The 13,840-nt window shown below is 50.9% G+C and carries 7 protein-coding genes; 2 read left to right on the forward strand and 5 right to left on the reverse strand.

All coding sequences use genetic code 11. The features are described 5' to 3' along the window. The first annotated feature begins 88 nt into the window (after positions 1-88). Both ACPYIV_RS00935 and ACPYIV_RS00940 read left to right on the forward strand, forming a co-directional pair. Positions 89-2,110 (forward strand): beta-L-arabinofuranosidase domain-containing protein, encoded by a 2,022-nt coding sequence (locus tag ACPYIV_RS00935; RefSeq protein ID WP_425885068.1) that lies wholly within the window; start codon positions 89-91, stop codon positions 2,108-2,110. A 72-nt stretch (positions 2,111-2,182) separates the two neighbouring features. Next, entirely contained in the window at positions 2,183-2,401 is a 219-nt protein-coding gene (locus ACPYIV_RS00940; RefSeq protein ID WP_425885070.1) for a hypothetical protein, read from the forward strand. A gap of 183 nt (positions 2,402-2,584) precedes the next feature. Here the strand turns inward: ACPYIV_RS00940 and ACPYIV_RS00945 are convergent, their stop codons facing one another. The 5 genes from ACPYIV_RS00945 to ACPYIV_RS00965 form a co-directional block, all read right to left on the reverse strand. Then, on the reverse strand, positions 2,585-6,544 hold the full coding sequence (locus ACPYIV_RS00945; RefSeq protein WP_425885072.1) for a two-component regulator propeller domain-containing protein: 3,960 nt from the start codon (positions 6,542-6,544) through the stop codon (positions 2,585-2,587). Positions 6,545-6,656: 112 nt separating this feature from the next. Further along, positions 6,657-8,696: a beta-L-arabinofuranosidase domain-containing protein gene (locus ACPYIV_RS00950; RefSeq protein ID WP_425885074.1), complete on the reverse strand. Its 2,040-nt coding sequence runs from the start codon at positions 8,694-8,696 to the stop codon at positions 6,657-6,659. 20 nt (positions 8,697-8,716) lie between these two features. After that, on the reverse strand, positions 8,717-10,570 hold the full coding sequence (locus ACPYIV_RS00955) for a glycoside hydrolase family 127 protein (RefSeq protein WP_425885076.1): 1,854 nt from the start codon (positions 10,568-10,570) through the stop codon (positions 8,717-8,719). 16 nt (positions 10,571-10,586) lie between these two features. Beyond that, positions 10,587-12,143 (reverse strand): MGH1-like glycoside hydrolase domain-containing protein, encoded by a 1,557-nt coding sequence (locus tag ACPYIV_RS00960; RefSeq protein WP_425885078.1) that lies wholly within the window; start codon positions 12,141-12,143, stop codon positions 10,587-10,589. 76 nt (positions 12,144-12,219) lie between these two features. Beyond that, positions 12,220-13,833, reverse strand: a complete 1,614-nt coding sequence (locus ACPYIV_RS00965; protein WP_425885080.1) for a RagB/SusD family nutrient uptake outer membrane protein — start codon at positions 13,831-13,833, stop codon at positions 12,220-12,222. Positions 13,834-13,840 lie beyond the last annotated feature (7 nt).

Consider the following 13,840-nt stretch of genomic DNA (forward strand, 5'->3'; position numbering starts at 1 on the left):
GGAAGTGATAGAACGATTTTTATAAGTTTTTGATTGATTTCTTATCATGTTTATCTGCCGGATTCCTTTCCTTTGCTGAATAAATCTGATGAACATGAAAAAGACGATTTTACTTTTCTCAATTCTTTTGGCGTCGTGCGCAGGTAAGCAGACGCAAGAGATCCGGACGATGGAACGTTTGTCCACCGAATCTCGTAATGATTACTATGTAAGTAACCGTGCCCCGTTGCAATCCCAACAATTTATCAAACTACCAGCCGGAAGCATAGAGCCCGAAGGTTGGATCAGGAAGCAGATCGAGTTACAGAAAGACGGCCTTTGCGGTCATCTTGGGGAGATCAGCGCCTGGCTGCAAAAAGGAAACAACGCCTGGTTGAAGAACGGAGGCGAATGGGGCTGGGAAGAAGTACCCTACTGGCTGCGCGGGTATGGCAATATGGCCTATGCCTTGAAGGACGAGGCTTTGTTAAAGGAAACGAAGTTCTGGATAGATGCTATTCTGGCGAGCCAGCGGACAGATGGTAATTTCGGGCCGGTACATCTGAACAACGGCAAACAGGATTTCTGGCCGAATATGATCGTCCTTTGGATCATGCAATCCTATTATGAATATACGAACGATAAACAGGTGATCGATTTCATGACCAAGTATTGCCATTATCTGCAAACAGTTCCCGACGATGCTTTCCTGTCCAGTTACTGGGAGAATAGCCGCGGAGGAGATAACCTTTGGAGCGTAGTTTGGTTGTATAATCGCACGGGGGACGAGTCTCTTCTTCCGCTGGCCGAAAAGATTCACCGCAATACGGCAGACTGGACGAAGCCGACCCAGCTCCCGAACTGGCACAATGTGAATGTTGCCCAGTGTTTTCGCGAGCCAGCCACCTGGTATCTGTTTACAAAAGACTCGGCGATGTTGGCTGCCAGCTACAATGCGCAAAGCCTGGTACGCCGCGCTTTCGGCCAGGTCCCCGGCGGTATGTTCGGGGCGGACGAGAATGCCCGTATCGGTTTCTTCGATCCCCGTCAGGGAACAGAGACCTGTGGTTTTGTCGAGCAGATGGCGTCCGACGAGATCATGCTTCTGATCAGTGGCGATCCTTATTGGGCCGACCACCTCGAAGATGTTGCGTTCAACAGTTACCCGGCTTCTTTGATGCCGGATTACCGGGCGCTTCGTTATCTGACTTGTCCGAATATGGCGATCAGCGATTCACGCAATCACCATCCGGGGCTGGACAATTCCGGTCCGTTCTTGGCCATGAATCCGTTCAGCAGCCGTTGCTGCCAGCATAATCATGGTTTCGGCTGGCCCTATTATGTCGAACATTTGGTATTGGCAACGCCGGACAACGGGGTAGCCGCTGTTTTATACAATTCTTGTAAGGCAAATGTAAAGGTGGGCGACGGGACGGAAATCACCCTGCATGAACAGACGAATTATCCGTTTGAGGAAATGACACGATTTACGGTCGGAACATCCAAAGCCGTATCTTTCCCCTTCTATCTTCGCATCCCGTTCTGGTGTAAGAACGCTTCCGTCTTGGTTAACGGGAAACCGCAACAGGCGACACTCGCCCCCGGAACCTATGCTTGTATTGAACGGGAATGGCAAGACGGCGACGAGGTTGTGCTGAACCTTCCGATGGAATATGCTGTCCGTCAGTGGCAGGTAAATAAGAACAGTGTCAGTGTCGATTACGGTCCGCTTACCCTTTCCCTCAAAGTGGAAGAAGAATACAAGCAAATGCCCAGTACCGAGACCGCCGTCTGGGATTCCAAATGGCAGGAAGGAGCCGACGCCTCCGCCTGGCCGACATTCGAGATCCTGCCCGCAAGCCCCTGGAATTATGCCTTGAAAGTCCAGTCGCCCATTACGTTGCAACGCAAAGACTGGCCGTCCGACAACAATCCTTTCACCCTCTCTTCCGTCCCGATGGAATTTAAGGCGCAGGGGCGTTTGGTGCCGGAATGGAAAATCGACGAATACGGCTTATGCGGTGTCCTGCCATACGAAAACGCCCGCAAGTCCGACCGCTTAGACGAGATCACCCTGGTCCCGATGGGGGCGGCGCGGTTGAGGATCTCCGCTTTCCCGGTGGCTGAATGATCTTTGAAGGAATGATTTTGGACAAAGGAATAGAAAAAACGTACCTTTGTCCAAAATCATAAAGTAATCAATATGGCAGCATTAGATGTAGACTCCTTGCGCATCGAACTTATGCGCGAAATACTGGATACGGAAGACCTCGATGTGCTGAGAACCGTCAAGCGCTCTTTGACACGCGCTCTTTCCAAAGTGAAAGAACGCCAGGTTGTCGAAGAAGAGCTCCACGCCAACCTCCAAGCCGGCGTCAGCCTGGGTGGGGTGTGCGGAAGGTACGGATGCGATCGGCAGTAAGAACAAAGGCAAAAGCCACGGAGCACGTGTGATTCCTTTACCTACTCCATTGACGAAGAAACCGGAACTATCGTCCTCCTCTATATGTATGACAAAGAAGAGCGTAAAACGATTTCAGCAGATGAAATCACGGAACTTCTTGCTCAGGTAAAGAAAGATAATGGCTTATAATTTTATAGTATTTCAGCTTTTTGTCCCCGTTTGCCTCAGATACTCCGACGGTGTCTTCCCATACTGCTTCTGGAAGCAGGTGGAGAAATAAGCCGGGGAGGAGAAGCCTACCTGGAAAGCGATCTCGCCTATGCGGTTCTCTCCGTTCTGCATCAGCTGGATCGCTTTTTTTAAGCGGGCGATGCGGATGAAATCGTTGGGGGAAAGACCGGACAGGCCTTTGACCTTGCGGTAGAGGCTGGAGGTGCTCATGCCCATCGTGTCGGCGAGCATCTCGACGGAGAGGGCTTCGTTGCTGAGGTTCTCTTCCAAGTAATCGTTCAGTTTGCGGAGGAAAATATCATCCACCTGTGAAATGGCAAGGGAGGCGACCGGGGCGAGCGGCTTTTCTAAATAAGTCTTATTCAGCAACTCCCGGCTTTTCAAAAGATTGCTGACCTGTGCCGTCAGCAGTTCGATGGAGAAAGGTTTTTCCATATAAGCATCAGCTCCCGTGTTCAACCCTTTCAGGCGCGATTGCAGGTTATGCTGCGCCGTCAGCAGGATGAACGGGATATGGCTGACGTTGACATCGTTTTTTACTTCGTTGCAAAGCTCGAAACCATCCATAAGGGGCATCATGACATCGCTGATGATCAGGTTGACCGTGTTCTTACGGACCAGGTCGAGAGCGACTTTTCCGTTTTCCGCCTCCAATACCTGATACGTCTTCGCCAATTCACGGGCGATGAAGTGACGCATATCATCCTGGTCTTCGACGATCAGGATCACCGGTTTGCCTGTTTCGGCCAGTGTGACCATTTCCGCTTTCTCTTTCTCGTTTCCGGCTGCAATCCGGTAACTGTCTTCCTGCTGTTCGGGTAGCATCAGGACGAACTGGTTCAAGCCGTCAGGCGTTTGCCGGTAGAAAAGTTTGCCGCGGTGGAACTCTGTCAAAGAATGGGCCAGCGACAAGCCGATGCCGCTTCCCTGTTGGTTTTCCGTCTCCTTAAGCCGATAGAACGGATTGAATATGTTTTCGGCTTCGCTGTCGGGGACTAAGTGGCCGTCATTGGTGACGAGCAGGGTGAACATCCGCTCTTCGCCCGAAGGGGGAAGCAGCTCGAGCGATATCCGGCTGTCCGAATATTTCAGCGCGTTGCTGACTAAGTTGCTGACGATCTTGGCAAATGCCTCCCGGTCTAAACAAGCCTCGAAAGGCAGTTCCGGCAACTTGACCGTGAAATCCTTGTCCGCCTGTTCGAAAGCCGGACGGAACGGATGCAGGATCGTTTCCAGCCAGAGGACGACATCGGTCGTGACATAGTTCAGTTTGAACCCGCGGCTCTCCGTCTTGCGGAAGTCCAATAGCTGGTTGCTGAGGTCTAACAGCCGTCCGGTGTTTTTTTCGATGATCCGTAAGTTCTCCTGTGTGGCGGGCGTCCCGTCGCCCGAACGTAGGATCTTTTCCAACGGGGCCTTTATCAGGGTGAGCGGTGTCCGGATCTCATGCGTGATAAAGGTAAAGAACTGTATTTTTGCATTATAAAGCTCTTTCTCCTTTTTACTTTCGAATATCTCACGGTTGATGCGGTGCTTCTCTTCCAACTTGGCCTTTTTATAGTTATACCAAAGAACGATCAACAGGCACAGGATCAGGAAATAAATGAGCAAAGCCCATCCCGTTGCCCAGAATGGCGGTGTCACTGTGATCCGGAGAGTCGTTTCGTTGTCTTGCCAGATCCCGCTGCTGTTGGTCGATTTTACCCGGAAAACATAGTTGCCGGGTGACAGGTTCGCGAAAGTCACGTCTTTATTCTGTTTCATATAAATCCAGTCCTTGTCACTCCCTTCTAAGCGGTAGGCATACTGGATCGCATCCGGCGAAGTATAGCTCAGCGCGACATACGAAAGGGTAAAGGTGGATCGATTATGCGGGAGCTTTAATTCTCCGCTTTTCATAATCCGGTTGACATTATATTTAGGGGCGCCGATGCGGTCGTCCTGCACATCTATGCGGGTGATGCATACCGACGGTGAATAAACATCTTCTTTAAAATCACGTGGATTGAAAGCGATCATCCCGTTGATCGTCCCCATATACATGGTCCCGTCCGGCATCTTATAGGCGGAACAGTAGTTGAATTGCGCTTCGGGCAGGCCATCCGTGTATGAGTAAGTCTTCATCACGTATGTTTCCGGATTGAAACGAACCAGCCCGTTGGCCGTCGCAATCCAGAAAAGATGCTCGTCGTCTTCTAAGATACGGTGTACGATGTTGCTGGGCAGTCCGTTTTCCACCGTGATGCGGTTGAACGAATCGGATATCTCGTTGTAGAGGGAGAAACCATACACGGTAGCCACCCAAATCCGGTTTTTCGAGTCTTCGAATATGGAGGTCACGTTGTTGTCGCCGATGGTCTGCGACCGCTCGCGGTTGGAAGTATAATGTGCGAACTTTTTGTCTTTTTGAGAGTAACGGTAAGCACCGGAGGTAGTCGCAAGCCAGATGTCTCCTTTGCTGTCTTTATAGATTTGACGCACCATCGACTTGATCTCTGTCTCCCAGGGGGTGAAACATTCTTCTTTTTTATCGAAGAGGGCAAGCCCTTCGGAAGTCCCGATCAGGATTTCGTTTTCGGAGAGCTTGCAAAAGCAGAGTATGAAGTCGGCCGGTAGCCGGTTCTCGGTATTGGTCCGGGTATACCGCTTGATGATTTTCCCGGAAGGAATGTCCAACAGGTCGATTCCGGTATTGAATGTCCCTACCCACAACCGGTTGCCGTCGGCAAGCAGACCGTGGATATTGGTTGCCGAAAGCGGATGGGCGGGGTTGGTGCGGGAAAAGTTCGTGATCTCGCCGGTTGCCGGGCTATAGCGGTTGATCCCGTTATCTTCCGTTCCGAGCCAGAGGTTGCCGTACTGGTCCGGGCAGATTTCCCGTACGGCATTGCCCGGCATTCCCGGATGTGTTTTCCCTCCGATAAAGTATTTAAACGGGACATATTCTTTGGGAAGATAGTTGATCCCTCCGAAAAAGGTAGTGACCCATATCCCCCCTTCGCGGTCTTTTGTGATCGAATAGACCGCGTTGTCGGAGATGGTATATTCGTTTGTCAGTGATTTTTGCAGATGCGTGACGCTCCGGTCTGTCATATTCAGGATATAGACTCCTGATTCGGATGCGACCCAGTAGGTATTCTCGCTGCACTGCTTGATGTCCCGAACCTGTATGTCCGGGATGATTGTTTCAACTTTCCGGCTGTGTTTGTCGTAAAACTTGAGCCCTGCGCGGTCTGTCCCGGCCAGTATGCCCCAGTCCGGTACGAGACAGAGCTTAGAGAGGCTGATCGGATTTCCTTTTTCCATTTCGGTCAGGATCGGGATGCGGGTGAACTTGTCTGTTTCCGGTTTGTAGAAAAACAGGTCGGTACGTCCGGCGAGGATCGGATCACCCTCTTCGGTCATCGTGATGTCTATCAGGTTTATCTGTTCTCCTTCGGGATAGAAATGCGGACTGCTTTCACCTGAAAGGGCATAACGGGCAATCCGGTTATAGCTCATCAGCCAAAGATTCCCTTTTTTGTCTTCCCTAATTTGCTGAAAATACTCCGGGGTGTTGTTGCTGTCCGAAAAGGTGAGGGAATGAAAAGTTTCTGTTTGATAGTCGTAATAGCAGGTGTGTGAAAAGGTGCAAACCCATAACTTCCCTGTCGAATCTTCGAAAAGGCTGATGATCCTGTCGTTCGGCAGGCTTTCCGGGTCGTACGAGTTATAGCGGTAGATGCGGAACTGGTGCCCGTCGAAACGGTTCAGCCCGTCGTCCGTCCCGAACCACATGAAGCCTTTTTTATCCTGCAGGGCGCAATAGACCGTGTTGTGCGACAATCCCTGTTTATTGGTATAGTGGCGGAAATACAAATCGTGTGCCTTACCGGAACGGGGGAAGAGGAGCGACAGTATGCCCAATAGAATGATAAGGAATGTTCTCATGCCCTGCGAGTGTTTTTTTATCCGGTACAAAAGTAAGGATTTTTAGCAGAACATTCAATATATGCTTCGTCCCGCCCTGTCCCAGTGGACGTGGGGCAGGACGAAAGCCTGTTTATCGGACCGGAAACTCCGTAATTCGGAGGGTGGTGCATCCGTAAGGGATCAACTCGATCGTTTCCTCGTCGCCGAAGTCTTTGCCCTGTTGCGTGTAGTAGGGAACCGGGCCTGCTGAACCTCTGACTTGCGTCCAGCCGTTCAGCCGCATTGCTTTCGTTTTGATGCGTATGGGGGCGTTCTCGACGTTCCACGGATAGGAGCTGGTCCTATCTGATTTTTCAACCGTGAAAGCATCCTTGAGCCGGTCGGGCGAGAAGGAACGGGCCGGCAGGGCGTAGTTCCAGGGACTGTCAGACGTCACCTCGTAATACCATTTGCCGTACACGTCCGATTTATCGCCTTCGAACGTTTTCTTTTTCCATTTCTCATTCATCTTCAGGGCGTAGAGCAGCGGCCCGCGTTCGACGACGGCACTGTTTTCATACCAACGGCTGACATTTACCTCCATCGGCAGTTCGAGGGTCAGGATGTCACCTTCCTCCCATTCCCGGTTAATGCGTGTGACGGTTCCGGGGTAGGCATCGACCGTCAGCAGTTTGCCGTTGAGCTTGACGACTGGCTGCTTGCACCAGTCCGGTATACGCAGGTGGAAAGGGAAGAAGGCCTTTTTCACTTTCTTGTCCGTAAACGAAATATGATAGCGCACTGTCTCTTCGAAAGGATAGGCCGTCTCCTCTTTCATGTTCACTTCGATTCCTCCTGCCACCCGTGCCGTTACTTGCGAGGGGGCGAAGATTAGGGAGGCAAGCCCGTTGTCGGCTGTCGCATACCAGAGATTCTGTACGAATTTGGGCCAGCCTTGGTGAAGGTTGGACGTACAACAAGGATAACCGGTGAGTTCGCCGAAAAGCAGGTCGGTGTCGTCGTGCGGGGTGGAGAACTCCCTCCATTCGCGGGTGACGGCGATCTGGTTGGTCTGCTGGTAATACTGACGGGCGGAGTAGTCGTCGGTCACTTGTGTGGGCAGGGCGTTGTAGGCCACGCGTTCCAGGTGGTCGGCCCATTGCATATCGCCCGTGACCTCCAACATTGTCTCCAGGGAGTACATCATCTCTACGGCCGTGCAAAGCTCCGAGCCTGTCGTCGGTTGGCCGAAGCGCAGCAACTCGTCTCCTCCCCAAAGGCCGGTGGGCAACCCGATGGTGTGGCGGATGTCGTTGACCGCTTGACGGGTGGCTAGGATTTGCGTGGGATCTTTGCTTTGCTGGTAATAAACGATCGGTTCCTTGAAGCCTTGTGCGAGGTTCACGCAGTGCAGGCTGTGTTGGCGTCTGAGGTGGTTTTGATGTAGGAAGATATCAGTCCAGTCGAACGTCTGTTTATGGATCAACTCGCCTAATTCCAACAGGAATTTGTCGCCGGTGATGTTGTACAGCCAATAGACGGCCATCAGGTTATCCCCACCGCGTTGTTCTCCCCAAAAGGTCCATTTCCCTAACGGGTTTTTGGGTAGTTCGGCCAGTTGGTAACGGAAATACCGAGTCATGAAGTCGATCACGCGCCGGTCCTGCGTAGCTGTGTAGTATTGCTGCATGACTTTTAGCATGACCATCTTGGGCCACCAGTCTTGTGCGTTGTTGCGTTGAAGACCGGGCTCGTAGTCGCGGTCGGTGTCGGGGCCGAAGTAGCCGTTGGGTTTTTGTGATGCCAAGGTCCATTCGATCCAGGGTTGTACCTTTTCAATCAATGCTTTGTCGTTCAGTAGATAAGCCAGTGGTAGAAGGCCGTCGATCCAGTACGGACCCCGTTCCCACACATCGCCGTCTCCACCGAGCCATCCGTTCCGTGGCCCCATCACTTTCGTGTAGACCTCATCCAGGCGTCCGGTCATGCCGTCGCGCATACGGGTCAGTTGATCGTGCATCCACCCTTCGGCTCGGATAGTTCCGAGCGGCAGTTGAATGTAGTCTTTTTGCAAGAGCGGATGCCGGTTGTTTTGGTAATTGCCGTTTGCCGGTTCTTCGCCGGCGGTTGCGGCAGTCGCCACCGTGAGGGTGGCGACTGCTGTCAGGAATATGTTTTTCAATCTGTTCATGGTGATAGGATGATGTTATGTTATTCTTGATAATCGACCCAAACTTTCATCTTGCCTGCTTCGCGGTTATCCCAGGCATAGTAGGGGATGAAATGTAACGTTTGCCCGTCCGATGTCGCTTTGATCGAGCGGATGCCGCCCAGCTTGTCCGGTTCGTCTTTGACCTCGAAGGAGGAAGAGGCCGTCAGTGCGAGGTCGGCAAAGTCTTTCGTGTTGTCTGTCTCCTCGAGGCAATAGACCAACGGTCCGCGTTGCAGGGCTCGCTTGCCGGTATTTTGCCGTACGCGCGGGTCGGCCGACACTTTTTCGACCGGCATATCCATATCGAGCACGATCTGGTCGCCGCTCTTCCACTTCTTGATAACGGCATATCCCTTTTCGGTCGCGCTTTCAACCTTGCTCCCGTTGACTGACAGGATGTATGATTTGCACCATCCGGGTATGCGGATGCGCAACTCCTTGCCGAGCGGTTGTTCGGACGTGACGGTCAGCTTGACCTGCCCGTCCCAAGGGTAGTCCGTTTCCTGTTTCATGACAACCTTTTTTCCATCGATCTCGACTTCGGTGGTATTTCCGATGAAGAGGTTTACCCATAAGGCCTTGTCCGATGTTCCATAGATATAGTTCCCGATGGAAGGCAGGAAACGCGAGATCTGGCTCGGGCAGCAGGCGCACCCGTACCAGGCTTGGCGGTGATGGTCTCCGTTCGATTCCAGCGGATTGACGTAGAAGAAGCGGTCTCCAGCCAGTGAGACGCCTGCCAGTGCACCGTTGTACATCGAACGTTCCAGCACGTCTACGTATTTTGAATCGCCAGTGAACTGGTTCATGCGTTGGTTCCAGTAGACCATCCCGACAGAAGCGCAGGTTTCGCAGTAGGCATCGAGGTTTGGCAGGTCATAGTCTTCCGTGAAGCCTTCGTTGTGCCGTGAAGAGCCGATCCCGCCGGTCACGTACATATTACGCAGTACTACGTCATCCCAGAGACGGTTCATGGCTTCGATATAGGCGGTGTCCTTTTTCAAAGCCGCCACGTCTGCCATCCCGCAGTACAGGTACATACAGCGGACGGCATGGCCCGAAATGTCTGTCAATTCTCTTACCGGGATGAGGTCCTGGTAGTAGGCGGGATCCCATTTTCCTTCGTCGCCCTTGCTCCCGTACCCGTGTCCCCGTTCTTCGAGCAGCCAGTTGGCGAAGTCGAGATACTTTTGCTGGTCGGTCGTCCGGTACAGTTTCACCAAAGCCAACTCGATCTCTTCATGCCCCGGTACCCAATGGCGTTTGCCCGGGCCGAACAGCTCCATCATGTGGTCTGCCATACGGATGCTCACGTCAAGCAGTTTCCGTTTTCCGGTAGCTTGGTAGTAGGCGACGGCGGCTTCCATCATGTGGCCGGCGCAATACATCTCATGTTTGTCCATGTTGTTCCAGCGTCTGTCTTGTCCGGTCAGCGTGTAGAACGTATTGATGTATCCGTCCGGTTGCTGGGCTGCCGCGATCTTGTCGATCCATTCGTCCGCCTTCTTTTCCAGTTTGGGGTCGGGATTGTTGATCAGGCTGTAGGCGATCCCTTCCAGCGCTTTATATACGTCCGAGTCATCGAAGAAGATGCCGGAGTGTTTCCCTGTCCCTTTCGCTGCATTTTCGAAATTCTGCATTCTTCCCGTCTGGTTTTCTATCTGGTCGATGCAGACAGGAAGCGTGGCCGAGGTGTGTTTTGCGAGTCGTGGCGACCAAAAGTTGTCCTGGATATGCACATGCGAGAAGTCTATCTGGTCGATCATTTTCAAAGGGGGAGCGGTTACTTGGTCTTGTCCGCCACATCCCCATAATGCCATACAGGCAAACGGTAATAGGAAATACTGTTTCATGGTTTTAAAATTGATATTATAATTTGCAACTGATTTTTGTCAAAGTAGGAGAGGTTGCCGCCTTTTCCCCGTTGATGAAGATCGACAGCCCGGCTCCCTGTTTATATTTCTCGCCTGTCTTATCATAAAGCACGCATATTGTTTTGCCGCGATAAGTCAGATTGTCCAAGCAAAAATAGTCCCAATATCCTTCCGGTATCAGCGGGTTGATATTGAGTATATCCTCTTCACTTGGTCGGATTCCGATTAACCCGTTGATAACGAGGTCGCAGAATAAGGAATGATTGTAATCTTTTCCGCGCTCTTCGGGCTTCCGGTTGCGTTCCGACAACATCGTCCTGGATATCCAATCGCCTGTAAAAGGGTTCAAGTTTTCGTCAATCCACGGTATCAGTGTGCCGTGCGCATCCTTTTTATACTGACTTCGTGTGTAAATCGAGAATAAAGTTATGAAATCTCGTGAACTTACAAAAGATTGCGTCTGATTATTTAACAAATTAGCGAATCCTACCAATGTCATCGAGGTCGCGTATGGCCAGGATGGGCCGTTCCATTGACACTCATGTCCTTCGTATGCTACTTTGAATTGAGGGTGGCATTGTTCGGCAGTCGTTGGCCCGTAAGGAGCGAAAAAGTGTCGTGTGTCCATCAGGAATTTCCAGGCAACGGCATAGTTTACAGGTGCCAAGTCGAATGCCCAGGGCGTATATCCATGTAGTTCGCGTACGTTTTTTAAAGAGGCATCATCTTCAACAGGAAGTACTTTTAAAAATTCCGCTTGGGGATCCCATAAATAGTGGAACATGTTTTCTTTGACCCGGCAGGCTTCGGCTTCGAGTGCTTGTGCTTGGTTGTCGTTTTTCCAATGTGCGATTTTGGATAAGATCTCGGCTTCGGCTGCCATATAGGAGTTGATGGTTGCCCGGAAACCATGTCCGCCGATCGATACTTCCATACCGTCTTCTCCGTCTTTTTGCCAGAACAATCCTTTTTCGGCTATGAATTTTTCTTTTTTCCATTCTGAATAGTTTTGTGAGAGTTCCGGATATAACTCTTTCAGCAATTGATAATTCCCCGTAATCATGCAATATTGGTAGATTGCATGGGCAACGGGAAAACTATAGGAATGCGTGTCACCTCCTCCCCTTAGCCAATAGTAGGCATAGTCTTTGAGGAAACCGGAGTGTTTCAGCCACCTGCCTTCCCGAAAATGGAACCAAGCCGGGCAACAGATGCCATTGTGCTTTCCTGCCCATGGGACATCTGGAAGGAATTCAGTTACAATGAACCCGTCCGGCGTCTTTTTCAGATGTTTTCGGAAAGTCCACCAGCGGAAATAATAGATTTCCTCGATGTTCTTGTCCGGACATTCGAATAGCGGTATATTGCCGGATAAAAACTCTTTCGTTTGTCTGTTCGGAATATGTTGCACATACACTTCCTTGTCTTGCTCGTTGAACCGGTCGATATACAAGTCCATTATGTCAGGATCGAGAATCTGTCCTGTGGCTGTATATGGAAAAACCGTGACTGCGAGGAGGGGGTACAGGAAAAGGATTACGAATTTGTTCATAAGGACATTTTTTTATTTGCCGGGAAGCATGGCGAGAAGCTGCTTCCCGGCAAGGTCTGTAAATAGATTGCGCTTGTTATTTATAATTAGGGTTTTGTTCCAAGTTGGGATTGGATGTCAAAACCTTTTCCGGTATAGGAAAAACGGATCGGTAATCTCCTTGCGGCTTGTGTGAGAGCCAGCTTTTTTTCGTGTAGACGCCGAACCGGATGGCATCTCGTCTGCGATGCATCTCCCATGCGAATTCCCAACCCAGTTCATCGTACATCCGGCCGAACCGAACAGGATCTGTGCTTCCTTTGTCAGTAACCGTATAGTGTTCCACATATCCATATTGGTATGAACTGTTTTCTTGTAACTGCGCATCAGTTACTGTCGCCAATTCAGGGTTGTCTTTGAACGCCCGTTTGCGGACTTCCGTGACCAAGAGACCGGCCCCCGGTTTTCCCGAACGCAATAGGCATTCCGCTTTCATCAGCAGAACTTCTGCGTATCGGAACAGAGGCACATCCGTTTCGGATGAAGATTGCTCACCTTTTACGATTTCGAACTTGTTCATGCGGTAGCCTTCCATCTCGCTGGTGTAATTCCCGTCTGGAAGATCTTTCGTATAGACAAGGGGTTCTCCCATTTTATCGTATGTCCCGTATAGCGGGCTTCCGTCTGCCGCCAGTTGTTCACCCATCAGCCAACTGTCGGTCAGACGGGAATCTTCGGGGGCGTACGTGTCGATGAATTGAGTGACTCCCATAGCCGAACCACATCCCCAGGGAGTCGCTTCGGTTTCGTATTTCTTTTTCAGTTCCCCGTGCCAGGAAAACATGTGGATCGAATTGCCCCCGGCGATATTCGCATCGAACGGGATGGTGAAAATGACCTCTTTGGATGTTTCCACGCCTGTAGAGCGGAAGGAGGCTTTGTAGTTGTCTGACAATGCGAACTTGTTGCTGTTTATGATGTCGTCGCACTGCCGGATACAATCGTCCCAGTGTGCTTCGCCTGTATATACTTGGGCATTCAGGTATATGTTTGCTAACAGCGTCTTTGCCGCCCATTTGTTCATCCGCCCGTAAAAGTTCCCGCCTTGTTCTTCGCTTAAAGAAGGGATGATCTCTTGCAGCTCCTTTACGACAAAGTCGAAGATCTCTTTGCGGCTGCTTTTGGAGGGCAGTTCCATCGTGGTGGTCGTGACTAACGGGGCGTCTCCGAAGTTGTCGCAGATTTGCCAGTAATAGTAAGCTCTCATGGCCCGTAGTTCCGCCAATCCCATAGTCTTGTCTGTTTCGGAAGGTGCCGGTAAAACGCCGTTTTCTATTTGTTCTATCACTTTGTTGCATAATAGGGCGCCTTGATAGAAGTTGGACCATATTTCAGAGACGTGTCCCTGTTCGGAGTTCCACGTTTGGTAGTGCATACGTCGATAGATACCGCCGTCATCCCAACCGGAAGCATTGGGGGGCATGACAATGGCATCTGCACTGACTTCTTGTGCTACGAAATATCCTCCATGGCTGGGGAAACTCCTGAGTTGGCTATACACGCTGGCGACAGACGGTGAGAAATCATCGGTCGTGTAATGGTAGGTCTGTTCGGTTATTTTGGAATATACTTTTTCATCCAAGTCATTGCTACAGGAAACGATTGTTCCGGAGCAACATAACGCTAAAAACAATTTTATATAAGTATTCATGATAAGT

This window comes from Parabacteroides vesiculifaciens, from assembly GCF_049860805.1.
Lineage (GTDB): Bacteria > Bacteroidota > Bacteroidia > Bacteroidales > Tannerellaceae > Parabacteroides.